This window comes from Hydrogenoanaerobacterium saccharovorans (assembly GCF_003814745.1).
In the GTDB taxonomy this organism is placed as follows: Bacteria; Bacillota; Clostridia; order Oscillospirales; family Ruminococcaceae; genus Hydrogenoanaerobacterium; species Hydrogenoanaerobacterium saccharovorans.
Genome location: NZ_RKRD01000002.1, coordinates 148,896 through 175,314, shown reverse-complemented (window position 1 = coordinate 175,314; position 26,419 = coordinate 148,896). Strand labels below are relative to the sequence as shown.

Here is a 26,419-nt window from a genome sequence, read left to right as displayed (position 1 = left end):
ATTATTGATACAAAATAATTTTGACAAAACCAAACTCTATTTTATCGACAAAATAAATGATACAGTTACATTTTTGTGAATTTTACCTTTCAAGCTTTTGTGCATGCCCATAATGTGCTATAATAAACGGTATAAATTACGGACGGAGACAAGCTTTCTCCGCCTGATTCGGAGTGGACATACTATGAGATTCAAACTGGCTTTACTGGTTGGCAAGCTGATACATTTCCTAGGCAAATATGTGGGCAAAGCTACCAATCTCCCCGGCGAATTTGCAATGAAAATTTGCCCCGATATGATGGGCAGATTTCAGTTTAAAGGCAAGGTGATAGCCGTTACGGGCAGCAACGGCAAAACAACCACAGCCAATATGCTGGCACACATCCTCACCGACCAAGGCTACAAGGTTGCCAACAACGCAAAAGGCAGCAACCTCACAGGCGGTGTGGCAACCACTTTGCTTACTGCATCGAGCTTTGGCGGTGTTATATCTGAAGACTTTGTCGTGCTTGAGGTGGATGAGCGTTTCTCCCGCCTTATTTTTAAGTTTTTTTCACCCGATTATCTTTTGTGTACCAATTTGTTCCGCGACCAGCTTACCCGCAACGGCAACATCGATGTCATCATCGAAAAACTGCACGAAGCAATTAAGCCCTCGGTAAAGCTGATACTCAACGCGAACGACCCGATCAGCGGCAACCTCGCGCCCCAAAACGAGCGCGTTTACTATGGGATGGACAGAACCCCGCAATCTACCTTTGACTGCCCCAACATCACCCACGACGCAAAAGTTTGCCCCAAATGTTTTGGCAGAATGCGTTATGACTTTTTTCATTACAATCACATCGGGCAGTTTACTTGCCTTGCGTGCGGTTACCAAACCCCTGAGGCTAAATATTTTGCCACAAACGTAGATTTTGCAAGCGGCGAATTCAAGATAAACGGCATTTCGGTGTGCACCGATTACCGCCCGCCGTTTAACCTTTTGAATATGACAGCCGCTGTGGCTGCATGCTGCGAAATGGGGTTGGATATCAATAAAGTATGTGCGTCAGTTTCGCGTTTTCGTGTAATGAAACAGCGTTACGATGAATTTAAAGTGGGCGACAGAACCGCCATTATGATTCTGTCCAAAAACCAAAACCCTGTATCGTTCGACCAGTCCATCAGCTATGTATTAGAGCTGCCGGGTGAAAAAACCGTGGTGGCACTGGTAAACAACATCAACCACACCGGCCATCGCGACACCACATGGCTTTATGATATCAGCTTTGAACGCCTGCTGGGCAAAGTGCACTCTGTGGTATGTACCGGCCCGCGCGCTTACGACCTTGCCGTGCGCTTAAAGCTTGCCGGCTTTGCCGATGAGGCTATTAAGGTTGAGCGTGAAGTGACAAATATCAAGCCTGTGGTTGATGAAACCAAGGGCAGCATCTGTATTTTAACCGAGCTTTACGACGCAAATTCTATTTTGGAGGTAATCAGCAAATGAACAGTGTCAATATCCTGTGGCTTTACGATGACTTGCTGGACCTCTACGGCGACAGCGGCAACCTGACTATTATCTGCGACCGTCTGAACAAAATGGAAATCCAAACAAAAGTAAGCCGTTTGAGCATTGGCGATAACCTTGATTTTTCTCTTTATCATATGATTTATATCGGGCCCGGAAAGGCAAAGAACCTTGCAAAGGCAAGCGAGCACTTTTATAAGTATGCCGAACAGGCAAAACAAGCAATAGAAAGCGGCGTGGTGTTCCTCGTAACAGGCAATGCGCGCCTGCTGTTTGGCAAAAGCTTTACCGGATATGACGGCGCAGCCTATCAAGGCATAGGTTTGTTTGATTATACCGCACGCGAAACAGGCAATGTGTTTATCAGCGATGTGGTTGCAAGCCCTGTATTTGCGCCCGATACCAACGGCTACGGGTTTATCAACCGCACCGCCCATATCGACGGCAACACCGGCGATTTTCTGTTTGATGTACACACCGGCGCGGGCGACAACGAAACCGAAGCAGCACACGAGGGCAACCTGCTGAACAACTACTTTGGCACATGGCAGCTTGGCCCCGTTTTGGTGAAAAACCCGCACCTGTTGAATACAATTTTGCAACGCCTTGCAGTGGATGACTACCGTGAAATTGACAGTACCCTTGAGCAAAAGGCTTTGGATTTAACGCTAAAGGAATTTACTTTATGAGCACCCTATACATCACCGATTTAGACGGCACCCTCTTAAATAAGCAATCCGCAGTGTCCGAGCATTCGGCAAAAATTATCAACCAATTGATAGACCAAGGTGCGCTGTTCAGCGTTGCCACCGCCCGCTCGGCTGCATCGGCTATGGAAAAGCTAAGCGACATTCACTTTCATCTGCCCGTTGCTTTAATGAACGGCGTACTGATGTTTGATACTCATACTCACACTTATACGCACCATATTGCAATAGATAACGTAAACGCTGCAACGGTAATGGATGTGATGGACAAATACGGGCAGACTGCCTACGTATTCACGTTTGCACAAAACCAGCTTTATGCCAACTACAAATGCTTTTCAACCCAATTTCAACAGAAGTTTTGTGACGAGCGCAAATCCAGCGGGCTGAAAAAGTTCGAGATGGTAGACACCTTTCAGTCTCTGCTCGGCGTACGGGATGTCATCTTTTTTAGCATGACCGGTACATACGAACAGCTTTTGCCCATCTGCGACGAACTTAAAACGGTTACCCAAGGGCTTAACATATTAATGTATAAAGACTTTGTGGAGGGCATTTGGTTTTTAGAAATATTTGACGCAAGCGCAAGCAAGGCAAGCGCACTGCGTTACCTCAAACAGTATAGCGGTGCCAGTGAGGCGGTTTGCTTTGGCGATAACTACAACGATGTAGACATGATGCACACTGCCGACCGCAGCTATGCTGTTGCAAATGCCGTGGATGCAGCAAAACAGGCAGCAACCGCGGTTATCGGGTACAATTACAACGATGCAGTTGCAGAATTTATACGAGAAGATTATAAAAAAGCGGACATCAAATGATGCCCGCTTTTTCTATGCGCGTGAACCGCCCCACTCTACAAGCGTAAAACCTTTGCGCTCAAAAGCTGTCAGCTTTTGCTCTGGGATAGAAACAGGATGCTCGAGTGCTTTGTATACCATGTGCACACGCAGAACCGAATCGGGTTTTGGGGTAACCGTAAGCGGCGCAAACTGTTCGTATTGTGTGGTGGAAAAGGTAATTAGGTTATACGCATTACCCTGTAACTTGGGTACCCAAAATGTTATAAAATCGTTGTATTCGCGCGGAGTAAGCCCCATAAAAGCAAGTTTTTCACGTAAAAAGGCTTCCAATTCGCTGCCTGCTACGCAAAATCCCTCATCAAAACGCCATTTGGTATCCGAGTTTCCATCCCAAAACAGATAAAAATGTTCTGTTCCATCCGCTTTGTTTATCAACCTTCCATCGGGGTAGGCGGTGACATGCCAACCGTTGTTATAGGCAGGGTAGGTGTACCATAATTCTCCGCCAAAATTAAGTTTTACGGCAACATCGGTTTTAGTAGTTGGGTATAGGTAAATAACAGGTTTGCCAGTATCGGGGTTGTCTTTTTCCTTACTGGGGGCAGTGTTGGTGAGTTTACAATGGATATCTTCTGCAACGGTTCTCAGCTTATCTTGTTCAAAAAGAACCGTGTAGCTTAGGGTATAACCTATATCGCTGGATTTAATTCCGAGAGCTTTTCCCTGCAAAAATATATCGTAAGTAACTCCCGAATCAAACGTTAAACTCATCGTCATTAAATCTGCAAGCGCATCAAAATTAAATTCAGCACGTTTGGTACATCCGGGCTCTACTTTAACATTACGCAGTACCCGCCATATACTTTCAATTGCATCTTTATCTTTTGTAACAAAAGAAATATCCTCATCTACATTATCTTGAGCCGCCCTTTTAAAGCGAACTTCTGTAATGCGTTCCAAACTCATATAAACAAGCCACTGTGGTATGCCTTTATATTTAATGTTGCATTGTTTTGCGGCATCGTACAGCTTTTGGCATTGCTCGGCAGTTGCTTTCAGCGCATGCTCGTCTTTATCATATAGCTGCGTGGGGGTAATGTAATAGGTGCTTTTCGAGCCATCTTCCATATATACCAAAAAACCAAGCTTCTCTTTGCTGTTTTTATCGGGTACCGCAGTTTCATCTTGCTTTAGGCTTAACAGCAAAGTGCGCAGTTTTTCGCTGTCATCACGGTAATTCATACGATGATAGGTGTAATCCGCAGGGTTCCAACTGTAAAAATCGTATTGGATGCTCTCTTGTTCGTCCATTTCTGTTTCTGTTGAGGATGAGGCGCTTTCACTCGACAATACAACAGGTTGACTGCTCGACAAACTGCTTTTATCGGTATTTGGCTCACTTGGTTCAATTGAATCATCGGAAGATAACTGCTCGCTTTGTGATGGAGACTGTTCACTTTGCGATATTGTCTGCTCACTTTCTGCCTTTGAACCGCAAGCAGCCACGGAGAGGAACAATACCAATGCTAAAGTAAGCGTGAATACTTTGGATATGGTCTGTCGCATAACATAACACCTCGAATTCAAATTATTGTTTACTAACCGTGCTTTACATTGTAATATCTCTTATTATACTATATTTACTATATTTTTACAGAAAATTTTGAAATAATCAGAAAAAAGAAAGCCATCTGCATGCGTTAGATGGCTTTCTTCTTGCTTTTTGTTGAGTTTTGCTGCAATCCTTACCGAACATCCTGCTCCGTCGGCAATGATGGGGCAAGCTCTTGGGCACAGACGTAAAGTTCCTCTGTTTGCTGTTGTACCCGTTGCAAATCCTCAATGGTATTGGTTATTTGGTTAAACAATACATGATACATTTTTTGATAGTCAGGCATTTTAATGCTCCCTTCACATTTTATACTATATACATAGTAACTATTTATAACGGAATTGTCAATACTCTACTATACAGATAGTATGTACTTGAGGTGTTTATGTGGATATTGTTGATGGATTGATTACTATAAAAGATTACGGCAGAATACGTTTAAAGTTTAAAGAGGTTATGGACAGCCGTGGAATTACGCGAAATCGTCTTGCTACTTTGATAGGTGCTCGTTTTGAAGTTGCCGACCGACTTTATGCAGGAACTTTAGAAAAGCTTGATTTGGATATCTTGGCTCGTGTTTGTTGCGTGCTAAAATGTAATGTTTCAGATGTACTCGAATTTGAAGAAAAAAACAATGGTAATAACACATGACATCGTAATATCGGTGCTTATCGTCTAAAATAAATGAATTATCTAACCTTTGCGGGCTTACCCCGTCTACGGTGTACAGTTTAATGGATCCCACCAGAAAAGATGTGCGAATCACTACGATTAAAAAAATTTGCGATGGTTTGGAGATAACATTGGGCGAGTTTTTCACCAGTGCTGAATTTGATAATTTAGAGCATTTAGAGCAAGAAATAAAATAAAGCGGGATGCTTAAAAGCATCCCGCTTTATTTTTGGTATAGACAAATGTTAATATCCGTGTTCTGCTTACCAACCCGAAACATGCCCGCGCACCATGGCGCCGAAAATGCGCTTTTTAATTCCGCGGTGCTCATGGTCTAAATTAACAAGATATTCTTTCATACGGGTGCGCTCGGTAACGCCGTCGGCAGGGCACTTGCTTTTTACCACAGGCAATTCACAGCGGTTCACTGCGCTTTTTATGTCCTTTTCGGGGGCATAAACCATCGGACGAATCATCGTAATGTTTTTGCGCGAAAGATAGGTTACCGGCTGAAAACACCCCACCCTGCCCTCGTTAAACAGGTTCATCATAAATGTTTCGATTGCATCGTCGTAATGGTGCCCCAACGCCACCTTGTTACAGCCCGCCTCAATCGCAGCATCGTGCAGCGCACCGCGGCGCATTCTGGCGCACAGGCTGCAAGGGTTTTCCTCCTTACGAATATCAAACACAACCTCACCGATTTGCGTCCTCTTTATAATGTAAGGCACATCCAATTCATTGCAAAGTTTTTGAATGGGGGAATAATCTGTTTGTTCACCACCAAAGCCGGGGTCTAATGTAATTGCCACCACTTTATAGTCGATACCCAAAATGCTTCGCAGTTTTGCAAGCCCGCACAGCAGGGTGACCGAATCTTTACCGCCCGAAACACCCACCGCAACACTGTCGCCGTTTTCAAGCATATGGTAATCGGTAATTGCTTTTCTCATATATCCAATCATTTTTTGCATATTAAATGCTCCGTTTCATGTATAAGTAGGATTTTTCGTGTTTTTGCTGTATTTATTCTACAGTGATTTGATAGGAATATCAAGTGCATATTTTTGAAACGGCGAGGAAGTATAGAAGAGATTAAGCCCAAAAACGTGAGATAACGAGAGATTACAGATTGTATATTAAAAATTTAGCGAAAAGTATTGACAATCACCTCTGTCCATACTATAATGTACCTTGTTGTTCCACGCCCGAGCCGCGAGCGCAGGCGATGGGCGGACACTGATAAAAACTTAAAGGATTATTTCTAGGAGGTAGAATTTATGTCAACTTATATGCCAAAACCCGACGCTGCAAGTCGTAAATGGTATGTGCTTGATGCTGCGGGCAAACCCCTGGGTCACACCGCTGCAACCGCTGCGCATCTGCTGCGCGGCAAACACAAAGTAACCTTTGCTCCTCATGCTGATTGCGGTGATCATGTTATCATCATCAACGCTGCTGAGGCTGTTTTGACTGGTAAAAAATTAGAGCAAAAGGTTTACTACCGTCACACCGGCTGGGTAGGCGGTTTGAGAGAAGTAAAATACTCCAAATTGATGGCTGAGAACCCCGAAAAAGCTATGATGTTAGCTGTTAAAGGCATGGTTCCCGACACCGCGCTGGGTCGCACACAGCTTACCCGTTGCAGAATTTACAAAGGTTCTGCACATGAGCATGCCGCGCAAAAACCCGAAGCGTGGACATTATAATAAGGAGGAGGCAATACTATGTACGATTCTAAACCATATTTTTACGGCACCGGCAGAAGAAAACATTCCGTTGCTCGTGTAAGAGTCTACCCGAACGGTACAGGCTCCATCAAAATCAACGGCAGAGATATTGACGATTACTTTGGTCTCGATACACTGAAACTCATCGTTCGTCAGCCTCTTGCTTTGCTTGATGCAATGGGCAAATACGATATTGAAACCACTGTTGCAGGCGGCGGCGTTACAGGCCAGGCAGGTGCTATCCGCCACGGTCTTTCCCGTGCACTGCTTCAGACAGGTGATGAGGTAAGACCTATCCTGAAAAAAGCAGGCTTCTTAACTCGTGATCCTCGTATGAAAGAGCGTAAAAAGTACGGACTCAAAGCAGCTCGTCGCGCTCCTCAGTTCTCCAAGAGATAATTATTTATTTCTCATATTTTGGGAAATGGATATGCCACTTACGAGACAACCAAGGGTAACAGACACCATGTCTGTTACCCTTTTTCTTTTGCGTTTTAATGATTTTGCAGCAAGAATAATCTTTTTACCATCTTACCGTATTGTAACCATTTCCAATTGATTTCCAAAAACATTGTCGTTCACATCAAAAAAATGTCGAGTTTGTCGACTTATGTTGTGCATTATGTGAACAAACCGCGCCCATAAATTTTGTTTATTATGATGAATTATTGGTTCAATTATATTCATTTTTGTTGCTATTTCCTTATAAATCGCGCTCTTTTTCTCTAAAAACCGCCTATCCATGCGCTTTTTTAAGTTTACAAAAAGTTGACAATCTGATTTTCATTGAATATAATGACAACTGCTCTGGTAAAAATACACTCAAGGAACTTAATTCCAAATGCATATTTTGCAGGTTAAGCTTTTTTCGTTTGTAACAAATTTGCTTTTAAACGGAAACTGTCTTGAGAATTAAAACCAAAGGAGATTTGTATGAGAACCATTTTAAAATGGGTATTCTCTGTATTGAATTTTTTTAAATCACGTATCTTTGCAGTGGGACTTCTTGCAGCACTGCTGTCGATGACTGTTTATGCAACATCGGCCACCATCAATACAGTTTATATTCATGATGACAAGCAAGACCAAACCATCCTCGTTCATACCGCTGAGGACGATATCAACCAAATACTTGTAAACCAAGGCATAACCACAAAACCTGTCGACATGATCGAGTTTAAAGGCTTCAAAGATAATGTTGCGGAGGTATACATCAAAAGAGCATTTCCCGTCAGCATTACGGCAGATGGCAGAACCAAAGCTGTTTCGATGGTAAACGGAACAGTGCGCGATGCAATGAAGCTCGCGGGTGTAGAGATGAACAATGAAGATATCATCAACATCCCGCTGTCTACCTTTGTGAAAGAAGGAGACAAAGTTGTCATCAATCGCGTCAAATACCGCAATACTGAGGTGGAAGAGGACATCCCCTTTGAGCGTGTAGAAAAACGAACCCCTTTGCTCCGCCCCGGGCGCAGTGAGATACTGCAAAGCGGGAGGAACGGCAAACTGGTGAAAACTTACTCGGAGCGCACCATTGACGGGGTTGTGGAAGAATCTACCCTCATTGCCGAAAACATTACCGTACGCCCTGTTACACAGGTGGCACTGGTCGGTGCAAAAGTACCGGTATCCGATTTGAACTTTGGCTACAGCATTGTAAACAACGCACCCACCAAATACAAAAAAGTAATAAAGGGTGCACGCGCAACCGCATACAGCGCCGGTAACGGTGCATACGGCGCATCCGGCAACGACTTGTTCTACGGGCATGTTGCCGTAAACCCCAATGTTATTCCGTATAATTCCAAGTTGTATATTACTTCGGCTGACGGAAGCTTTGTATACGGTTATGCAATTGCATCCGATACAGGAGTTGCATTGATGAAAGGCATTATAGACGTTGACCTGTATTACGAATCCTACCGTGAAAGCCAGCTTAACGGTGTTAAAAACGTTAACGTTTATGTCTTAGAGTAACAGCGGAATTCATCCGCTATCAGAGCAAAAAGGCACAAATATGCAGTAGCATGTTTGTGCCTTTTGATATGTATTCTTTAGGATTTTTCGGGAAAAATAATTGCCAATACTTGCATGTGTATGGTATAATAAACCAATATCATCATACAGTTTGATTAGTACACTTGTATGGCAGGAGGTACCCGAGATGTCACCCAATCATGCACCCAGACGTAATACATCTGAATTTCGTCCGAGAGGCCGCCGCAGAGTAAGCCGCAAAAGAAGAACCCGCATTCCGCCAAAAGCGATTTTTAGGATGTCGGTTTTATTTGCAGTTGTCATTGTGTGCGGTTTGGGAGTAACCAAGCTTCTTGCCAAACTCACACAACAACCTGTAGTTGTGCAGGCCGCGCCCAGTACAACCGAATCTTCTGAGGCGGCTGTAGTTGCACAAACCGTTTCACTTTCTGCAACAGACGTTATGCCCTGTTACTCGGAAGATGCCCTGGTAATAAACTATCTGGGTGTCAGCAAAGGGGTTTCCACCCATCCTCTGCTGGAAGAATTGCATAAAACAGTTCCCACTGTATCTGCGTCCACTGCGCCTGTTTCTATGGGTGGCTCAGGGTTCAGCAATATCAACTATTGGAAAACAGTCAACAGTGACACCAAGGGCTGGTTGAAAATTCCCGGTACAAACATCAACTACCCCGTAGTGCAGGGGCCCTACACCAATTATTACACCGAAAAGGGAATGGATAAAAACTACAGCAAACAAGGTGTTATTTGGGCAGACAGCAGCTGCAGCATGAACGGCGGCAGCAGCACACTTTCACCCAATACTGTTATCTATGGGCACAACTGGACGAATTACGGTGAAGTTCCGCGTATCGGTTCGCCCTCCGATACTCATTTTGCGCAACTTACGGCATTTCAGCATTTGTCGTTTGCGAAGAGCCATCCTTACCTTTGGTTTTCTACCGGCAGCGAAGAAATGGCATGGCAGATTTTTGCTGCTTTTTATACCGATATTGATTTTAACTATATCTCCTCGGCAGGCGGCCAATGGATTATTGATGGGGCCAAAGCACGCAGCGAGCACATCTACGATGTGCCTGTTTCTTCCGGTGATAAAATCATCACTCTTTCTACTTGTACCAGGCGGTTTGGGCCCAGCAACCGCCAACGCTTTGTGGTTATGGCAAAACTGGTTAGTAACCCCAGTTCATCGGTTGCTATTACAGCCAACCCCAACCCCATTCGCCCAAATCTATAATCCGCCTGATTTATTCTATAAAATAGCACTTGCAGTTTATGCGAAAATTTGCTATACTAATATGCGTTGTATTGTGAATTGCTGCTTGTTCAGTAATTCTTGCATAACTAAAAAACAAATGGTGCGGCACAGCAACCCGTTGTTCCGCACCGTTTCAATCGCTTTTCTAAAACTTTATATCTGGAGAGTTGTCCGAGTGGTCGAAGGTGCAACACTCGAAATGTTGTGTTCCGCAAGGAACCTAGGGTTCGAATCCCTAACTCTCCGCCAATCAAGCCTCTCAACACATATAATATGTGTTGAGAGGTTCTTCGTTTATAATTGATTTATAAAAGCATGTTATAAATTAAATTGTAGAACAATTTTTAACTATTTAATAAATTGGTGCGGAGTTGAGGGTAAGTATATGTCTAATACTTTAGAATATAAAATTAGAGAGATTAACAAATGCTTAAAAAAGGATTTTTTATGTCTTCCCCCTTATCAATGCATAAATGGAATTTTAGTTAATGAGTTATATAATGATGTGAAAAATAATATACCAATCGTAAATAAAATTACTCAAATGGTAAAGTTACCTTGGCAAAGAGCATATCAAATGGAATATAGATTTTTAAAAGCAAATATATTTACTCCTTTTCTGCACGTTATAGAGTATGCTACCTATGATGTTTATAATAAAAACGCAATATGTGCATATCTTAGTTTACTACCATTGGTAGAAGCTTTGTTTAGAAAATGGGGAATGGAAACTCCTGACTTAACTATTGAAAAAATGAGTAAGATTATAGATAAAAATTTAGAATATTTTAATTCCTTAATTAAAAATGAGTGCTTTCCAAAAGATAGGCGATTCATTCCTGAGTCATATTTGGAGTATCTAAAATTTATATTGCAAGAAGTGTTTTATATTAGTTTCAAAAAATGTGAAACTAATAATTTTCTAGAAGTATTTAATCGAAATCTATCATTACATAAACTTGAAGGATTAACTAATAATAAAGAAATCAGCAACAATGTTACAAGGATTTTATTATTAGTAGATGTTGTAGCAGAATTATATCTAATGCAAAATCCTCAAGAATATTGGTATAATATTCTTGAAATTGAATACCAAAAAGATCTCGATTTTCAAATAAGATTCGAATTGTATAAAAAAATTTTATTTTCTAACTTATACCCTACTAATATTAACTACATACAGGATATTTTTCTTAATAGTACGGATGGCAATAAAAAAAGAGATTTATTAGAAAAATTAAAACTGCAAAACAATTTGATTGATAAAGTATTATAAAAAAACAGACACTTTATTTTTAGATATGCTTGATTTGTTATTCTTCCTTAGCGTATTTTTGAGCCAAAACCATTAAATTTGATAAATCAACGTGTGTGCTTTATGCCAGTATCCAAAAAAAAGCACATTCGTTGACAATTCTCAAGTTAATCACTACAATATAAGCAACCCAATAATGTGCTCGTGCACATAAAAGTTTGCTCGTGCACGCTTACTAAATAATCTGTTTTTGGGGGTACATTTATAAATGGCAGTTACCATTAAAGATATAGCAAATAAGGCAGGAGTCTCCCGCGGAACCGTTGACCGAGTTTTGAACAACCGCGGTAGAGTAAAACCTGACGTTCAAAAAAGGATAGAAGAAATCATACAAACCATGGGCTACAAGCCCAATCGTGCAGGCAAAGCGCTTGCGGCACGCAAAAAGCCCATCACCATCGGCTGTTTGGTTCCCTCTATCGATAACCCTTATTTTGATAAGGTACTGAATGGCTTTCGCCGCGCTAGCCAAGACTTTGCGGATTATGGAATTTCTGTAATTGTAGAACAGGTAAAAGGCTACGACGTGCAAACTCATATTGACGCTTTGGATCGACTTTTGCAGAAAAAAGTAAATGCTTTGTGTGTTGTTACGGTAGATGATTGCGCAGTGCGCGTTAAAATTGACGAAATTGTGCGCTCAGGCATCCCTGTAGTGGCATCCAACTCCGATTTAACAGGCTGCAACCGTCTGTGCTATGTCGGGTGCAATTATGTTCAAAGCGGGCAAACTGCGGCGGGTATCCTCAAGCTGATTACCGGAGGCAACACCAAAACACTGATTGTTACAGGTTCCGTTAAAATGAGCGGACATAATCAGCGCATCCATGGGTTTGATAAATGCGTTAAAATGCAAACACCCGAGATAGACATCGTTGATATTGTGGAGTGCTTGGACGATGACCAAATCGCCTGCGAGCAAACACAGCATGCCCTCCAATCACATCCCGAAATTGATTCGATTTACATCACTGCCGCGGGTGTTGCAGGCGTATGCAGGGCAGTGAAGGAAGCCGGACTTGCAAACAAAGTGAAAATTGTATGCTTTGACGACCCACCTTCCACTCGTGCACTTGTGCAGGAAGAAATCATCCAGGCAACTATTTGCCAACAGCCGTACGAACAAGGGTATAAACCCATTAAAATACTGATGGATTACCTCATCAACGGCATTACACCCAAAAATGATAAATACTTTACCAACAACATCATTAAAATCAAAGAAAATATATAGGAGAGCGCTATGATGAAAGAACTATTTAAAGGTATCCCCAAAATTGCATACGAGGGTGCAAAAAGCAAGAACATGTTGGCATTCAAATATTTCAATCCCGATGAAGTTATTTTGGATAAACCAATGCGCGAACACTTAAAATTTGCGCTCTCTTGGTGGCATACTCTGTGCGCAGAGGGTGCTGATATGTTTGGTGTTGGCACAGCAGACAAAACCTTTGGTGCAGAGGACGTCATGGGGCACGCAAAAGCAAAAGTAGATGCCGGATTTGAACTGATGGAAAAACTGAGCATTGATTATTTTTGCTTTCATGATGTAGATCTGGTTGCAGAGGGCGCAACCCTTGCCGAGAGCAATGCACGTTTGGACGAGATATCCGACTATGTACTGGATAAAATGAAACAAACAGGTAAAAAGTGCCTGTGGGGCACCTGCAACGCATTTTCTAACCCCCGTTTTATGCATGGAGCAGGTACATCGCCCGATGCCGATATTTTTGCCTATGCTGCTGCAAAAATTAAAAAAGCGCTGGAAATTACCGTTAAATTGGGCGGTAACGGCTATGTGTTTTGGGGCGGACGCGAGGGATACGAAACCTTGCTGAACACCGATGTTAAATTTGAACTCGACAATATGGCAAGGCTGATGAAAATGGCAGTAGAATACGGCAGAAGTATTGGCTTTACCGGCGATTTTTACATTGAGCCAAAACCGAAAGAACCTACCAAGCATCAATACGATTTTGACACCGCTACCGCCTGCAACTTTTTAAAAACCTATGGGCTTGATAAAGATTTCAAGATAAACATTGAGGCGAACCATGCAACACTGGCGGGGCATACCTTCCAGCATGAGCTGAGAGTTGCCGCCGTTAACGGCGCATTCGGCTCGATTGATGCCAATCAGGGTGATATGCTGCTGGGCTGGGATACCGACCAATTCCCCACCAACATCTACGATGCAATGATGTGTATGTATGAAGTGATCAAAGCCGGCGGCTTTACAAACGGCGGTTTGAACTTTGACGCGAAGGCTCGCCGCGGCTCTTATACTATGGAGGATATCTTCTATTCGTATATTGCAGGAATGGATACCTTTGCACTTGGCTTGCGCAAAGCGGCAGAGCTGATTGCGGACGGCAGAGTGGATGAATTTGTGAAAGAGCGTTATAGCAGCTATCAAACGGGGATTGGTGCAGAGATTGTTGCAGGCAAAATAGGCTTCCAAGAGCTGGAGGCATATTCACTTAAAAAAGAACCGTCGCTGCCAAAAAGCGGCAGACAAGAATATTTAGAAAGTATTGTGAACAACGTCCTGTTTCAGGGATAGGAGGTACCGCTTTGGAATATTTGCTTGGATTAGATATTGGCACCTCAGGCACGAAAACCGTTTTATTCGATAAAGAGGGAGCCGTCGTTGCTTCGGCCACTGCAGAGTACCCTCTGTACAGCCCGCAAAACGGCTGGGCAGAGCAAGAACCGGAGGACTGGTGGAATGCCACCGTTGAAACGGTACGTACTGTACTCGCCAAAAGCGGGGTAAACAGTGCTGATATTAAAGGCATTGGGCTTTCGGGGCAGATGCACGGCTTAGTGATGTTGGACGAAAGCGGAAACGTTTTGCGCCGTTCCATTATCTGGTGCGACCAGCGCACCGCAAAAGAGTGCAATGAGATTACCACTAGGGTGGGGGCAGAACGCCTGATTGAAATTACAGCAAACCCTTCGCTTACAGGTTTTACTTCCGGTAAAATTTTATGGGTACGCAACCATGAGCCGGAGGTTTATCAAAAATGCAGACATATTTTACTGCCCAAAGATTATATTCGATATAAGCTGACGAGAGAGTTTGCCACCGAGGTTTCGGACGCAAGCGGTATGGGGCTTTTGGATGTGCCCAACCGCTGTTGGTCGGATGAGGTTTTGCAAAAGCTGCAAATTGACAAAAAGCTTTTGGCAAAAGTGTATGAATCGCAGGAGGTTACCGGCACAGTGCATGCGCAAGCCGCTGAACAGACAGGGCTTGTCAAAGGCACTATCGTAGTAGGCGGTGCCGGTGACAATGCCGCCGCAGCGGTTGGCACGGGCGTTGTGCAGGACGGCAGGGCGTTTACCACCATTGGCACCTCAGGCGTGGTGTATGCCCATACTTCTAATATATCGATAGACCCAAAAGGACGTGTGCACACGTTTTGCTGTGCCGTACCGGGCTGTTGGCATATTATGGGCGTTACCCAAGCGGCAGGGTTGTCGCTTAAATGGTTCCGCGATCATTTTTGTCAGGCTGAAATGGATACAGCAAAAGGAATGGGGGTAGACCCCTATTATCTGATGGATAAAGAGGCAGAGCGGATACCGATTGGTGCCAATCGCCTGCTTTATTTGCCCTATTTGATGGGAGAACGTACCCCCCACCTCGACCCGGACTGCCGCGGCGTATTTTTCGGGCTATCCGCTATGCATACCAAATACGACATGCTGCGTGCGGTGATGGAAGGCGTTACCTACTCGCTGCGCGACTGTGTGGAGATTCTGCGTGAATTGGGTATCAACCTTAGCGATATGACAGCGTGCGGCGGTGGCGGAAGCAGCCCGCTTTGGCGCCAAATGCTCGCCGATGTGTTTGATTGCGACGTCAAAACTACAGTATCCAGAGAAGGCGCCGCTTTAGGTGCCGCTATTTTGGCGGGTGTTGGCTGCGGCATTTACACCAGTGTAGAGCAGGGTTGTGCTGCTGTTGTCAAAAAAAATGCGCCGCAATCGGCAATTGCCGAAAATACGCAGCGCTATAACCAATTTTACGAAGTATACAAAAATCTCTATCCAACGCTGATGGATAACTACAAACAGTTGGCAGCACTTTCATAACCATTTGTTGCTATGCAGAGATTTCTGCTTTAAGTCTTCTAATTAAAACTGTTTTTTAATTAGAAGTACAATCTGATGTTTAGAGGAGGATAGCAATAAAACTTACTAACCAGCATGCAAAAAAACCAAAAGGTAAAACAAATTCAATTGCAAAGCATTTTATTCTCGCAAATTAAAACAGACATTATAGTTTGAGGTTTTGGAGGACATTATGAAAACAAATAAGAAACAAGTAAAGCAAACCACCTTTTTCTTGGCGATTTTACCCATCCTTGCAATGGTTTTATTACTGGGAATTGGTTATGCAATTTTCGACCTAAGCGTTGAGGTGTTAATGTTAGTATCAGCCGCAGTTGCATCCTTAATTGCAGTTTATTTGGGATATAGCTGGGACAACATCATGGATTCAATCGTAGGCAAATTATCCAAAACATTACCGGCAATTTTTATTTTGATTATTGTTGGATTTTTGATTGGTACTTGGGAAATTGGCGGCACAATCCCAATGATGGTTTATTACGGCTTAAAATTGATTAATCCATCTTATTTAGTTGTAACCGCATTTTTAGTAACCGCTGTAGTTTCTGTATGTACAGGTACTTCTTGGGGTTCTGCGGGTACAATCGGCGTAGCACTTATGGGTGTGGCAGCAGGCCTTGGTGCACCGTTGCCCATTGTTGCAGGCGCAGTGGTATCGGGCGCATATTTTGGCGATAAAATGTCCCCCTTATCGGACACAACCAACCTTGCACCCATTGCAGCAGGTTCTACTTTGTATGACCATGTTAAGCATATGTTTTGGACAACCCTTCCCGGTTTTGTTATCTGCTGTATTGTGTACACAATTGTAGGGCAAAAAATCGGCGTTGGTTTGGGGGCTGCAATCCCTGAAAATGTAGGGGTTATTTTAAATACTTTAGATAAAATTTACGATTTTAATCTGCTTACCATACTTCCCATCGTCATTGTTTTGGGCGGAGCAATACTGAAAAAGCCTACCATTCCTGTCATGTTGCTTTCCAGCGTATTTGCTATGTTTAACGCAGTTGTTTTTCAACACTTCAGCTTGGTGCAATGCTTCGAGAGTGCGGTAAATGGCTTTAAACTGAATATGATCCAGACCGAAGGAATTGACCCAACAGCCATTGTACCCGAGGTTTCTCGTTTGCTTGAGCGCGGGGGAATGGTTTCTATGCTGGGTGTTGTTCTCATTTCTTTCTGTGCCTATGCTTTTGCCGGTTCTCTGTCGGTAACGGGTTCTTTGGATATTGTATTAAACAAAGTAATGTCACTGGTTAAAAACACATTTGGGCTTATTGCAGCAACTATTCTTTCCTGCATTACAGCTGTTTTTGTAACTTCAAATGGCCAATTGTCTATCTTGCTTCCGGGTGAAATGTTTAGAAATGCCTACATTAAAAGAGGGCTGGAACCCAGAAACCTTTCCAGAACATTGGAGGATTCTGCAACTGTTGTAGAGCCGATTGTTCCATGGACAGCTGCAGGTGTTTATATGGCAACTACGTTGGGTGTACCAACCATGGAGTATTTGCCTTGGGCATGCATTTGCTATACTGGTGTTATTTTTGCTTTAATTTTAGCGGCTACGGGAATAGGAATTATGAAAATTAAAGAAAACAGCCCTTATTATAACGAGTATTTAGAGTTGAATAAAGAAACCGTTGAAAAATAGAAAGAGGGTGAGGTTGTGGCAAATCAAATCTGTTTTGATGAAGTAATTAATCGAAGAAATACAAATTGTGCAAAATGGGATACTATGGATGCAATATATGGCGCTAAAGATTTAATTCATCTTGGTGTTGCAGATTTAGATTTTAAGACACCTGCGCCAATAACGGAAGCATTTCAAGCATGTTTGGACCATGGCGTTTATGGATACACAGACCTAAATGAGGGCTTTTATAAAGGAATTATTCGCTGGTTTAAAGACAAAAACCATGCAGCAGTAAAAAAAGAAGAAATTGTATTTTGCCCGAGAATAAGCATTTCTGTTAGCCTTGCGGTAGAAACTTTTACAAATAAGGGCGACGATATTATTATTCACACTCCATCCTATGATTCACTTTACGAGGCAATCGTAAAAAATGATCGGAACCCGATTGCTTCTCCATTGGTGTTTGACGGCGAACAGTATCAAATCAATTTTGATGAGTTGGAGAAATCTGTTACAAGCAAAACAAAAATGTACATCCTTTGCAGCCCGTTTAATCCGGTAGGCAGAGTTTGGAAAAAAGAAGAATTGGATAAAATCGGAGAGTTTTGCGAAAAACATAATCTTATTCTTTTTGTGGATGAAATCCATGGTGATATCGTCTCTCCTAAAGCAGAATTTACAACTTCACTGCTGTTAAAAGAATCTGTAAGAGAGCGATTAATCGTAGCATCATCCCTAACCAAAACTTTTAATATCCCCGGGGTAATTGTATCTTATCTTATCGTTCCCAACGAAACTTTGCGCAATAAAATGAAACAAGACATCGACCGCCTTGGAATGCACAACCCCAATATATTTGCAGCGGTAGCTGTGGAAGCAGGATATTGCCATTGCGACGATTGGTATGAGGAAATGCTCTCTTATGTAAATGAAAACGAAGCGTTTACCAGAGAGTATTTTGAAAAGCACTTTCCTGAATTTGAGATTATGCCAAGAGAAGGTACTTATCTGCTTTGGGTGTCTTATAAAAAGTTGGGTTGCGAAGAAGAAAAACTGAGTAATTGGTTTATTAAAAAAGCCAAGGTCGAAGTTTATATGGGCACTAAGTTCGGCATTGACGGCAAAGGATGCTTCAGAATCAATTTAGGCAGCCCCAAAAGCTTGTTAAAAGAAGCTTACGAGAGAATGCAAAAAGCATATTCGCAATTAACAGTTTAGCACATGCTAAAAAGACAAAACCCTCTATTGTCACACAGACGATGGAGGGTTTTGCCGTTGTATTTTATGTATTTTGAGTGTTTATATGGATTTTAAGTAATGCAATAAATCAGGCTTTGGCAGAGGTTCTGTATGGCTCAAAATACAGTATTGGCAGTCGGTACACTCAATCAACTTTATTAGCGCCTCTAGTTTTTCTTTGTCCATAAAGCCATCATTAAAAAAGTCCTCGCTTGTTGCATCCCCCAAAAAAAGTATTTTCTCTTCGGGTACATAAATTAATGCGGTATCCTCAGAGTGAGGGGACTCTGCGTGAAAAATTTTTGCTGTCATCTCACCCAGGTTGAGGGTAAGCTCCTCCTCAAATTGAATATCCGATGGAACAACAACCATACTTTTGCCATCTGCATATTCTCTGCACAGGCATTCATCATTCTTTATCGCAAAATCTACGTATGTACTGTCGGACAGCATGGCTCTTTCTTTACCCAAAAATTCGTTGGTTTTACGGTGTGCAATAGATAATCCATGGATATGGTGCATTCCAAAGGTATGGTCCCAATGCCAGTGGGTGAGTACTGTGAGGTCGGGCATTTTTAGCCCTTGAGCTTTTAAGGCTTTATAAAATTCGTCCACATGGTCTGCCGAGTTTCCGGCATCAACGGCAAGCGCAATTTTTTCTCCTTTGAGATAGACCAGCATCGGGCGGTCGGTTTCGGGTTGATGGGGATAATAGAACACCTTATTGCTTATTTTTTTCAGTTCCATTTGCTATCCCACCTTTCGGGCAATAAATCTTGCAGCAGTACTTCTTTCATTTCAGGTAACACAATTTTGGTTTGGCTGTTTTGGTCGTCCATCTGCGCAATAAACTCTCTGCATCTTCCGCAAGGCGGAAGGATACTCCCATCTTCAAAAACAGCAATTATCTTTTTAATTGCCGTTTCATTGTGCTTTACCATTTCTGCAATAGCAGACTGCTCGGCACATAAACCGATAGAGCAAGGCAGGTCAATGCATATCCCTGTAAAAACGTTGCCGTTCATCGTTTCCAGTGCACAGGCTACATGCCCCGCAGTACCCAAGTTTCTTAGTTTTTTATGGTTAACTGCAATAAAAGCGATTTGATATAGTTCCTGATTATTCATCATCTTATCCTTTCCTGATGCCGTACAATAAAAGCTCCGTGGTTTGTTTTACAAAATCATCATGTGTCATCTTTGCTGTTTCAATAACGAGGAGACTGTGAAGCAGAGGGTTCAGTGCAGAAAGAATCTGGTAACTTAAAAAATCCACCGATATATCGCCTTTAACAACCCCCTCATTTATCCCCAATATCAAAATGTTTTTGAACTCTTGTATAATCTCACCTTGAATTAATTCCATGTCTTTTTGATTCTTTTCTTGGAACAGAACGGCAACATCCGAAAATGTCAGCAATAAAAATTGATGATATTCACTCTCTATCGCTTTGCGAATGGCTATTCGAAAAGTTTCTTCAAACGAGTGGTTCGCACCCACTATTTGCCTTAACTCATCTCGAAAATGTTTCAGTTTTGGGTAGATTAGTGCAAAAAGCAAATCTTCTTTTGAGCGGTAATGGTTATAGATAGTACCTTTGGCAATTTCCAGTTCATCGGAAATATCGCTCATTTTGAAATGATGATAGCCTTTATGTTTTATTAATTTTTCGGCTGTGTCAAGAATCTTCTGATTTCGAACTTGATACTTTTTTTCATTTGACACAATATACAACCTCATATAAAAATGACCCATTGGTCAATTTTGACTTTTGGGTCATTATATCCGGTTATTGTAACAAAGTCAAGATGTTTTTCAGTAAACAGCAAGTCTAACCGTTGCGCTTGCAATGGTTATCAGTTACTCTGCTATCAGCCAGACCTAAAACATTACCAATAACTTGCTTTACTGCCTCTGGGCAGCTGCATATACAACCCATTTTTTCTGCCATTCCTTACATTAATCAACAAACAGCACCCGCATAATATGGTGTTATGCGGGTGCTGTTTATTCTAAATTAAAATATTGTACAATGTTACCGAAACAGAACATAACTCATAGCTGTTACAATCTCTTTTTTATCGGCACAAAGATATCCATTACGGTATCCGGCCTAAAGTGGCAGCGTTCATCATAAAACTCAAAATCCAATTTATCTTCGTCGTAAACGTAACCGCTGTCTATAAACCATTGCTCAAAAATATACTTCCAGGTGCTTTTAATAACCTGCGCAAATTCTTTTTGCTCGTTGTCGTTTGTTGTATCTACCGGCGGTGTTGTAAATACAGCATACTCTGCTTGCGGAACTTCAACCGTAATCATATCGTCTGTTACTTTTGAAAAATCATCTACAATAACACCCAAAAGGTAGGTTACGTTACCATTTTCAGAAGCAGGAATGCACAAGCCCACTTCGCCATGTTTTGGCGGATTTAATATTTCGTATAGTTTGGATTCCAAATTTTCGCCTTCGTAATGCTCCCAAAAAGAAGCAATATCCTTTGTGTAATTTGCACTTGATATATCGGTTTGTATGCCGTAACCGGCAACCTTAAAAGCCGGCTTTTTCATAATCACATAGTTCATAATATAATCTCCAATCTTATTTTTAATTGTAGCTTGGTTAAAGCCTGCCATCCGTTTGGCGTATTGAGCAGGGCTGTAGCCATATTCCTTACGAAACGCCTTTGCAAACCCGCCGGCGGTTTCAAAACCATAATTCAGTGCTATATCAATTATTTTTTTGTTTTGAAACAGCTCCAGCGCAGCAAGTGAAAGCCGTCTTTTTCGTATATATTCCGTTGGTGGCATGCCTTTGCAGGCGCTGAAAACTCTGCAAAAGTGGTAAACAGAATATCCAATTTCATCGGCTAACATCTGGGTTGAAATTTCATTTTGTAGATTGCTTTCAATATAATCTACGCACCGCTCCATATCTTTACTGTAATTCAATCTGCAACACCACCCTTTCTCCGTACGGTAACTATAGTATAACAGCCCCTTTTTTGCTTTGCTGTTCCTGTTTTGCTAATGTGAGTTTTTAAGTTAAATTCATACCCCAATTTATACAATCAGGTATTAAAAAAACCGTTTTGCTGCTTAAGTTTACAGCAAAGCGGTTTTTTCATTTTACAATTCAATCCAATAAATATTCACGGGCGTGTTGTCAACGTATGTTTTTTGTTCCGTTAACTTCCCCCCACATTTAACAATGGTTTTTTGCGATGCAATATTATTTGATTTACACCCCAACATTACCTTTTTCAAGTTAAGCGTTTTTGCATAGTCCAGCCCTAATTTAAGCATTTGGGTTGCATATCCTTTTCTCCGCTCACTCGGCAGAATAGAATACCCGATATGCCCGCCATATTCTGCTAATAATTGATTATCTAAGCTATGCCTGATGTCAATCATCCCTATTAATTTCTCATCACTTTTTCTTACAGCAAAAAAGGTGGTAGCTACTACCCAATTTGGCTGAACGGTAGCAGGGCTGCTATTCTTTTTTGTATTTTCAAGCCATGCTCTGTATTCCATTTGGTCAAACAGTGCACTTCCATTGATTACCGATTCACCATTTTCAAAAAACTCTTTTTTAAAGTCATTGGCGAAGTTCTCATGCTGTATTGTGGGTAATACGAGAGACATTTCCGTCATTTTCTTTTCCCCCTCACCAAATTAAATAAGGTTGGTTTTAGTTGAGGCATCATTAAGAACGTGCTTTATCTATATGGTCCTTTATTTTTTCGAAGGTTATTGCACTGAGGTCGTGCTCAATTCTGCAGGCATCCTCTTTGGCAATATCTTCGGGTACTCCGAGATAAATCAGTGCTTGGGTTAACACCATATGCCGCTCAAAAACGCATTCTGCAATTTTTTTGCCATCGGCGGTCAGCGTAATAAAACCGCCCGCGTCCATTTCAATCAAACCTTTTTCACGCAGGTTCTTCATAGCAACGCTCACACTGGGTTTTGTAAAACCCATTTCATTCACAATATCGATGGAACGCACCATTCCCAATCTTTTATTTAGCACAAGGATAGTCTCTAAATAATCCTCAGCGGATTCTTGTCTTTTCAACTCGCACACCTCCTAACGTCCTATTTAGATTAGCACAAACTAACCAAATTATCAAGAAATATCAAGTACCTATTGACAATCTCGGCAAGCGGTGGTAAGCTATTTAATTGTAAGGGTTAGCTTTGACTAACCCAGTATTTTTAATTTAAGGTTGGCTTCAACTAATCTTTGACAAGGAGGATTTATGAGCTTTATTATTAATAATCTTTCAACAATCGTTGTTGCTGCATTGGTTTTGCTGTTAGTTGTACTGATTGTTACAAAGATGATAAAAGATAAAAAGAAAGGCAAAAGCTCTTGCGGATGCAGTTGCTCCAACTGCCCCAGTGCGGACATGTGTCATCCGAAGTAATACAATAATTATTTAAAAAAGAGTGTTTGTGTGTATTAATAAACTGCGACACTCTTTTGTCATCGAATGTGTTAAACAGAATATTAACACGCTTTGTTGGTAAACTATTTTAAAGATTATAGAAAAATAATCTTTAAAATAGGAGGTAAAAGCGATGACTGATCATCAAAATGATTTTTCGAAGTTGCCTATGATGGCTATGCAAGATATTCCCGAACCCAAAGCAGATGCCAAACAGATTGTAGCGTTGGTAAAAGAAGGCGGACGCGTAACCGGCTATCAATTATCGGACGGAAGTATTTTAGACAAAGAGCAGGGCGTTCAGCTAGCCAAAGAAGGCGGCATACGAGGGGTGGGTGTATCCAGCAGGAACGGCAACGAATATTTAAAATCTCTCCCCGATGACAGCGAAGGCAACAATTTGGGCAATTTGCCGTCTGTTTCGCAATAATACAGTGGACAATGCCGCTTAAGCGCAAAGTTTAGGCGGCATTTTTTATATGTAAAACAGATTAAAATTGGTGTGTGGTATTGCGAAATATGATATAATGCATTTAGACCAAAATACAGTTAAACAGGTATAGCGAATATCTTTTAAAATATACAGGAATAATAAGGTAAGAGCTGTTTCACTCTACCTGCCGGCTGTTCCAGTGAAACAGCCAACCAATCGATGTTTTTGTAGCTAAATAATGAGTGATGGAGAGGATAACACAAATGAAACGGTTGACAATGCTATCAAACCAACTGCGGGGGCTCACCCATGCTATTACCCGTTACCCACTGACTGCTGCGTTTTTTTTGAGTGCTGCTGTTATAAATACTATTACCATCCATACAGGAGAAAGCTATATAAATTTGATTTTGGCTTGTGTAGTAGGTGCCGTATTATGTGCAGCACTGCAGGCTGCCTACGAGCGTTTTTTTAATAAGTCTTCTGCTCGTTTGCTGCTCATGGGCATCGGCATTGCCCTTACTCTGGCTTACTACCTGATAATCAAAGCAGCCCCCGAGCTGAGTGAAGAAATAGGCATCCGCACTTTGGTGGCATTATTGGCTCTGTTCTTTGCGTATATATGGCTGCCTGTTATCCGCAGCAAAATCAGCTTTAACGAAAGTTTTATGGCTGCGTTCAAATCGTTTTTCCATTCTATCTTTTATTCAGCCGTAATTTTCGGCGGATGCAGCCTTATCATCTCGGCAATAGACCTGCTCATTGTTGATATCCCCAGTAAGGCTTATGCCCATACGGCAAACATTGTTTTTATTGTGTTTGCACCGCTTTTTTTCCTTTCACTCATCCCAATCTATCCTAGAAAAAGAGATGCCGCCAAAAATACAGAACTGGATGATATCATTGAACGCGCGGCATTCTGCCCCAGATTTTTAGAGGTTCTTATCTCTTATATTATCATCCCATTAACGGCAATTTTTACGGTGATACTTTTACTGTATATTTTACTGAACATCCAAGGCAGTTTTTGGACAAACAACCTGCTGGAACCGATGCTTGTCTCTTATTCCATTACAATCATCATTGTCTATATCTTAGCCAGCAGGCTGCAAAACAAGTTTGCAGCTTTGTTCCGCCTCATTTTCCCTAAAGTGCTCATCCCCATTGTGGTTTTTCAAATCGCATCTTCTATTATGAACTTACGAGAAACAGGCATTACCCATACCCGTTACTTTGTTATTTTATTTGGTATTTTTTCAGCATGTGCGGGTGTTGTGATGAGTGTTGTACCGGTACAAAAAAACGGCATTTTAGCGGCGATGCTGATTGCATTTTCGGCAATATCCATTATCCCACCCGTTGATGCTTTTACCGTAAGCAGGATGAGCCAAGAAAACATGCTCAAAAATGTACTTGTTCAAAACAGCATGCTGAAAGACAACGCGATTATACCCAACAGCTCAATTAAAGAAGAAGATAAAAAGAAAATTGTATCTTCTGTAGAGTACCTTAGCATGATGCAATACACCAACAAGGTTGTATATATGCCCAAAGACTTTCACGTTTACGAAGATTTTTACAATACGTTTGGTTTTGAGGCATACGGTCAGCCGGAACACACCCGCTATGTCACCGTCTATTTAAAACCGGAGGAGCCAATTAATATAGCAGGTTACGACGTTCTTACCCGCACCTCTATTAACTTAGACGAAACATCGAACTCAAAAATCAGTGATATTGAAAAAGCAGGGGTTAAATATACTCTGAAAAAAGAGAGAAAGGGTAACCAGTATGGTATCATTTTAAGGGGCAGCAGCGATGAAGAAATAATTCGGTTCAGTACCGATGAGATTTTTTCAAGATACCTTAACAAGAACGAAAACAAATCGGTACTATCCACCGACGAGGCAACCTTTACCACAGAAAACGACAAAGCCAAACTGGCGGTGGTGGTACAAAATGCCAATATGAACATCTCATCCAACAATCAAGCGTACTATAATGCAGAAGTGTATGTGTTGGTAGCAATAAAATAACTGTATTTATATTGCAATGCAAACATGTAAAAAGGAGCCGATTCAAGCCGTCGGCTCCTTTGCATTTGTAAGTTCATTCTAATACCCACTAAACGAATGCAATTTTCTAATTGTTCAGCAGACATTATTATAGTAAAATAAAAGGCATCCACCAATTGTGAAATACATAAAAAATAAAACGCCAGCATATTGCTGAAGATAAAGGAGCAACTATTATGAGTAAGCTTGCATGGAACCCCGGCACACTGCTTGCACCTGTACCGCCCGCATTGGTAAGCTGCGGTACGCTCGAGCACCCCAATGTGCTCACCATAGCATGGACAGGCATTGTATGCACCAACCCCACCATGACCTATGTTTCTATTCGCCCCAGCCGCTATTCTTATAAGCTGATTCGCGAAAGCGGCGAGTTTGTCATTAACCTCACCACCAAAGATTTGGTGCGCGCCTGCGACTACTGCGGTGTAAAAACCGGTGCAAAAGAAGACAAGTTTGCCGCATGCAAGCTCACGGCAGAGCCTGCGGGCAAAGTTTCTGCCCCTTTGATTGCGCAAAGCCCGCTCTCGCTGGAATGCCGCGTAAAACAGGTGCTGCCGCTTGGCTCGCATGATATGTTTTTAGCTGAAGTAGTTGCGGTAAATGTAGACGAACAGTATGTGGATAAAAACGGCAAACTGCACTTGGATAAGTGCGGATTGGTTGCCTATGCCCACGGCGAATACTTTGAACTTGGTGCAAAACTGGGCAGCTTTGGCTATTCGGTTCGAAAAAAGCCGGTTACATCCAAACGCAAACCCAAGCGAAAATAGTAAAAGATGAAACTCGACCAAAAAGCCTGTATCGTGCAGATACAGGCTTTTTTTGTTGCAG

28 protein-coding genes and 1 tRNA gene are annotated in these 26,419 nt (G+C 42.0%); 20 read left to right on the top strand and 9 right to left on the bottom strand.

The features are described from left to right. The first annotated feature begins 184 nt into the window (after window positions 1-184). The 3 genes from EDD70_RS10900 to EDD70_RS10890 are packed head-to-tail and all read left to right on the top strand — an operon-like array spanning window position 185 to window position 3,041. On the top strand, window positions 185-1,492 hold the full coding sequence (locus EDD70_RS10900; protein ID WP_162840902.1) for a MurT ligase domain-containing protein: 1,308 nt from the start codon (window positions 185-187) through the stop codon (window positions 1,490-1,492). Beyond that, complete coding sequence (locus tag EDD70_RS10895) at window positions 1,489-2,202, top strand: hypothetical protein (RefSeq protein ID WP_092755156.1); 714 nt, start codon at window positions 1,489-1,491, stop codon at window positions 2,200-2,202. The genes EDD70_RS10900 and EDD70_RS10895 overlap by 4 nt, the downstream gene beginning before the upstream one ends. Further along, on the top strand, window positions 2,199-3,041 hold the full coding sequence (locus EDD70_RS10890; protein WP_092755153.1) for an HAD family hydrolase: 843 nt from the start codon (window positions 2,199-2,201) through the stop codon (window positions 3,039-3,041). Before EDD70_RS10895 ends, EDD70_RS10890 begins: the two co-directional genes overlap by 4 nt. 12 nt (window positions 3,042-3,053) lie before the next feature. On the opposite strand, the gene EDD70_RS15150 is transcribed toward EDD70_RS10890, so the two are convergent. Both EDD70_RS15150 and EDD70_RS14960 read right to left on the bottom strand, forming a co-directional pair. Further along, complete coding sequence (locus EDD70_RS15150; protein ID WP_242943154.1) at window positions 3,054-4,589, bottom strand: hypothetical protein; 1,536 nt, start codon at window positions 4,587-4,589, stop codon at window positions 3,054-3,056. A 179-nt stretch (window positions 4,590-4,768) separates the two neighbouring features. Then, on the bottom strand, window positions 4,769-4,921 hold the full coding sequence (locus tag EDD70_RS14960) for a hypothetical protein (RefSeq protein WP_162840901.1): 153 nt from the start codon (window positions 4,919-4,921) through the stop codon (window positions 4,769-4,771). 101 nt (window positions 4,922-5,022) lie between these two features. Here EDD70_RS14960 and EDD70_RS10880 point away from each other — a divergent pair, with 101 nt between their 5' ends. Together EDD70_RS10880 and EDD70_RS10875 are read left to right on the top strand one after the other, a co-directional pair. Then, window positions 5,023-5,286, top strand: a complete 264-nt coding sequence (locus EDD70_RS10880; protein WP_242943153.1) for a helix-turn-helix domain-containing protein — start codon at window positions 5,023-5,025, stop codon at window positions 5,284-5,286. Window positions 5,287-5,315: 29 nt separating this feature from the next. Beyond that, window positions 5,316-5,504, top strand: coding sequence for a helix-turn-helix domain-containing protein (locus EDD70_RS10875; protein WP_092755150.1), 189 nt, complete (start codon window positions 5,316-5,318; stop codon window positions 5,502-5,504). 66 nt (window positions 5,505-5,570) lie between these two features. Here the strand turns inward: EDD70_RS10875 and EDD70_RS10870 are convergent, their stop codons facing one another. After that, window positions 5,571-6,281, bottom strand: a complete 711-nt coding sequence (locus EDD70_RS10870; protein ID WP_092755147.1) for a tRNA 2-thiocytidine biosynthesis TtcA family protein — start codon at window positions 6,279-6,281, stop codon at window positions 5,571-5,573. 306 nt (window positions 6,282-6,587) lie between these two features. On the opposite strand from EDD70_RS10870, the gene rplM reads away from it, so the two are divergent. From rplM to EDD70_RS10815, 11 genes are all read left to right on the top strand, one after another. Continuing rightward, window positions 6,588-7,016 (top strand): 50S ribosomal protein L13, encoded by a 429-nt coding sequence (rplM, locus tag EDD70_RS10865; RefSeq protein WP_092755144.1) that lies wholly within the window; start codon window positions 6,588-6,590, stop codon window positions 7,014-7,016. A gap of 18 nt (window positions 7,017-7,034) precedes the next feature. Beyond that, window positions 7,035-7,436: a 30S ribosomal protein S9 gene (gene rpsI, locus EDD70_RS10860; protein ID WP_092755141.1), complete on the top strand. Its 402-nt coding sequence runs from the start codon at window positions 7,035-7,037 to the stop codon at window positions 7,434-7,436. Between the two features lie 534 nt (window positions 7,437-7,970). Continuing rightward, window positions 7,971-9,017 (top strand): 3D domain-containing protein, encoded by a 1,047-nt coding sequence (locus EDD70_RS10855; protein ID WP_092755138.1) that lies wholly within the window; start codon window positions 7,971-7,973, stop codon window positions 9,015-9,017. 187 nt (window positions 9,018-9,204) lie between these two features. Next, window positions 9,205-10,275 carry a class B sortase gene (locus EDD70_RS10850; RefSeq protein ID WP_092755135.1) on the top strand — a complete coding sequence of 357 codons (1,071 nt, stop codon included), beginning with the start codon at window positions 9,205-9,207 and terminating at the stop codon, window positions 10,273-10,275. Window positions 10,276-10,457: 182 nt separating this feature from the next. Further along, window positions 10,458-10,545, top strand: a tRNA-Ser gene (locus EDD70_RS10845). Window positions 10,546-10,681: 136 nt separating this feature from the next. Next, window positions 10,682-11,572, top strand: a complete 891-nt coding sequence (locus EDD70_RS10840) for a hypothetical protein (protein WP_092755132.1) — start codon at window positions 10,682-10,684, stop codon at window positions 11,570-11,572. Between the two features lie 247 nt (window positions 11,573-11,819). Next, window positions 11,820-12,845, top strand: coding sequence for a LacI family DNA-binding transcriptional regulator (locus EDD70_RS10835; RefSeq protein WP_092755129.1), 1,026 nt, complete (start codon window positions 11,820-11,822; stop codon window positions 12,843-12,845). A 12-nt stretch (window positions 12,846-12,857) separates the two neighbouring features. Then, a complete protein-coding gene (gene xylA, locus EDD70_RS10830; protein WP_092755126.1) occupies window positions 12,858-14,174 on the top strand; it encodes a xylose isomerase in 1,317 nt (438 codons plus the stop codon). 11 nt (window positions 14,175-14,185) lie between these two features. Next, the gene (gene xylB, locus EDD70_RS10825) at window positions 14,186-15,712 is read left to right on the top strand and encodes a xylulokinase (protein ID WP_092755123.1); all 1,527 of its coding nucleotides are present in this window, start codon (window positions 14,186-14,188) and stop codon (window positions 15,710-15,712) included. A 211-nt stretch (window positions 15,713-15,923) separates the two neighbouring features. Then, entirely contained in the window at window positions 15,924-17,405 is a 1,482-nt protein-coding gene (gene nhaC / locus EDD70_RS10820; protein WP_092755120.1) for a Na+/H+ antiporter NhaC, read from the top strand. Window positions 17,406-17,420: 15 nt separating this feature from the next. After that, entirely contained in the window at window positions 17,421-18,605 is a 1,185-nt protein-coding gene (locus EDD70_RS10815; RefSeq protein WP_092755117.1) for a MalY/PatB family protein, read from the top strand. Between the two features lie 81 nt (window positions 18,606-18,686). Here the strand turns inward: EDD70_RS10815 and EDD70_RS10810 are convergent, their stop codons facing one another. From EDD70_RS10810 to EDD70_RS10785, 6 genes are all read right to left on the bottom strand, one after another. Further along, window positions 18,687-19,373 (bottom strand): MBL fold metallo-hydrolase, encoded by a 687-nt coding sequence (locus tag EDD70_RS10810; protein WP_092755114.1) that lies wholly within the window; start codon window positions 19,371-19,373, stop codon window positions 18,687-18,689. Continuing rightward, window positions 19,364-19,756 carry a cytidine deaminase family protein gene (locus EDD70_RS10805; protein WP_242943151.1) on the bottom strand — a complete coding sequence of 131 codons (393 nt, stop codon included), beginning with the start codon at window positions 19,754-19,756 and terminating at the stop codon, window positions 19,364-19,366. The genes EDD70_RS10810 and EDD70_RS10805 overlap by 10 nt, the downstream gene beginning before the upstream one ends. 1 nt (window position 19,757) lies before the next feature. Beyond that, window positions 19,758-20,351, bottom strand: coding sequence for a TetR/AcrR family transcriptional regulator (locus EDD70_RS10800; protein ID WP_092755111.1), 594 nt, complete (start codon window positions 20,349-20,351; stop codon window positions 19,758-19,760). Window positions 20,352-20,690: 339 nt separating this feature from the next. Further along, window positions 20,691-21,578: an AraC family transcriptional regulator gene (locus EDD70_RS10795; RefSeq protein WP_092755108.1), complete on the bottom strand. Its 888-nt coding sequence runs from the start codon at window positions 21,576-21,578 to the stop codon at window positions 20,691-20,693. A 177-nt stretch (window positions 21,579-21,755) separates the two neighbouring features. Then, entirely contained in the window at window positions 21,756-22,283 is a 528-nt protein-coding gene (locus EDD70_RS10790) for a GNAT family N-acetyltransferase (protein ID WP_092755105.1), read from the bottom strand. Window positions 22,284-22,335: 52 nt separating this feature from the next. Continuing rightward, window positions 22,336-22,707 (bottom strand): metal-dependent transcriptional regulator, encoded by a 372-nt coding sequence (locus EDD70_RS10785; RefSeq protein ID WP_092755102.1) that lies wholly within the window; start codon window positions 22,705-22,707, stop codon window positions 22,336-22,338. Between the two features lie 184 nt (window positions 22,708-22,891). Between EDD70_RS10785 and EDD70_RS10780 the strand changes: the two genes are divergently transcribed. The 4 genes from EDD70_RS10780 (at window position 22,892) to EDD70_RS10765 (ending at window position 26,358) form a co-directional block, all read left to right on the top strand. After that, window positions 22,892-23,059 (top strand): FeoB-associated Cys-rich membrane protein, encoded by a 168-nt coding sequence (locus tag EDD70_RS10780; protein WP_092755099.1) that lies wholly within the window; start codon window positions 22,892-22,894, stop codon window positions 23,057-23,059. Window positions 23,060-23,213: 154 nt separating this feature from the next. Beyond that, window positions 23,214-23,510: a DUF3892 domain-containing protein gene (locus tag EDD70_RS10775; protein ID WP_092755096.1), complete on the top strand. Its 297-nt coding sequence runs from the start codon at window positions 23,214-23,216 to the stop codon at window positions 23,508-23,510. A gap of 266 nt (window positions 23,511-23,776) precedes the next feature. After that, window positions 23,777-25,549 carry a DUF4153 domain-containing protein gene (locus EDD70_RS10770; protein ID WP_162840900.1) on the top strand — a complete coding sequence of 591 codons (1,773 nt, stop codon included), beginning with the start codon at window positions 23,777-23,779 and terminating at the stop codon, window positions 25,547-25,549. Window positions 25,550-25,764: 215 nt separating this feature from the next. Further along, a complete protein-coding gene (locus EDD70_RS10765) occupies window positions 25,765-26,358 on the top strand; it encodes a flavin reductase family protein (RefSeq protein WP_092755090.1) in 594 nt (197 codons plus the stop codon). Window positions 26,359-26,419: the final 61 nt, after the last annotated feature.

Bases quoted from the DNA above. Each gene is read 5' to 3' on its own strand.
- EDD70_RS14960 (WP_162840901.1), bottom strand. From the start codon at position 4,921: ATGCCTGACTATCAAAAAATGTATCATGTATTGTTTAACCAAATAACC.
- EDD70_RS10855 (WP_092755138.1), top strand. From the start codon at position 7,971: ATGAGAACCATTTTAAAATGGGTATTCTCTGTATTGAATTTTTTTAAA.
- EDD70_RS10900 (WP_162840902.1), top strand. From the start codon at position 185: ATGAGATTCAAACTGGCTTTACTGGTTGGCAAGCTGATACATTTCCTA.
- nhaC (WP_092755120.1), top strand. From the start codon at position 15,924: ATGAAAACAAATAAGAAACAAGTAAAGCAAACCACCTTTTTCTTGGCG.
- rpsI (WP_092755141.1), top strand. From the start codon at position 7,035: ATGTACGATTCTAAACCATATTTTTACGGCACCGGCAGAAGAAAACAT.
- EDD70_RS10895 (WP_092755156.1), top strand. From the start codon at position 1,489: ATGAACAGTGTCAATATCCTGTGGCTTTACGATGACTTGCTGGACCTC.
- EDD70_RS10805 (WP_242943151.1), bottom strand. From the start codon at position 19,756: ATGATGAATAATCAGGAACTATATCAAATCGCTTTTATTGCAGTTAAC.
- xylA (WP_092755126.1), top strand. From the start codon at position 12,858: ATGAAAGAACTATTTAAAGGTATCCCCAAAATTGCATACGAGGGTGCA.
- EDD70_RS10765 (WP_092755090.1), top strand. From the start codon at position 25,765: ATGAGTAAGCTTGCATGGAACCCCGGCACACTGCTTGCACCTGTACCG.
- EDD70_RS10780 (WP_092755099.1), top strand. From the start codon at position 22,892: ATGAGCTTTATTATTAATAATCTTTCAACAATCGTTGTTGCTGCATTG.
- EDD70_RS10840 (WP_092755132.1), top strand. From the start codon at position 10,682: ATGTCTAATACTTTAGAATATAAAATTAGAGAGATTAACAAATGCTTA.
- EDD70_RS10790 (WP_092755105.1), bottom strand. From the start codon at position 22,283: ATGACGGAAATGTCTCTCGTATTACCCACAATACAGCATGAGAACTTC.
- EDD70_RS15150 (WP_242943154.1), bottom strand. From the start codon at position 4,589: ATGCGACAGACCATATCCAAAGTATTCACGCTTACTTTAGCATTGGTA.
- EDD70_RS10870 (WP_092755147.1), bottom strand. From the start codon at position 6,281: ATGCAAAAAATGATTGGATATATGAGAAAAGCAATTACCGATTACCAT.
- EDD70_RS10835 (WP_092755129.1), top strand. From the start codon at position 11,820: ATGGCAGTTACCATTAAAGATATAGCAAATAAGGCAGGAGTCTCCCGC.
- EDD70_RS10770 (WP_162840900.1), top strand. From the start codon at position 23,777: ATGAAACGGTTGACAATGCTATCAAACCAACTGCGGGGGCTCACCCAT.
- EDD70_RS10775 (WP_092755096.1), top strand. From the start codon at position 23,214: ATGACTGATCATCAAAATGATTTTTCGAAGTTGCCTATGATGGCTATG.
- rplM (WP_092755144.1), top strand. From the start codon at position 6,588: ATGTCAACTTATATGCCAAAACCCGACGCTGCAAGTCGTAAATGGTAT.
- EDD70_RS10850 (WP_092755135.1), top strand. From the start codon at position 9,205: ATGTCACCCAATCATGCACCCAGACGTAATACATCTGAATTTCGTCCG.
- EDD70_RS10810 (WP_092755114.1), bottom strand. From the start codon at position 19,373: ATGGAACTGAAAAAAATAAGCAATAAGGTGTTCTATTATCCCCATCAA.
- EDD70_RS10890 (WP_092755153.1), top strand. From the start codon at position 2,199: ATGAGCACCCTATACATCACCGATTTAGACGGCACCCTCTTAAATAAG.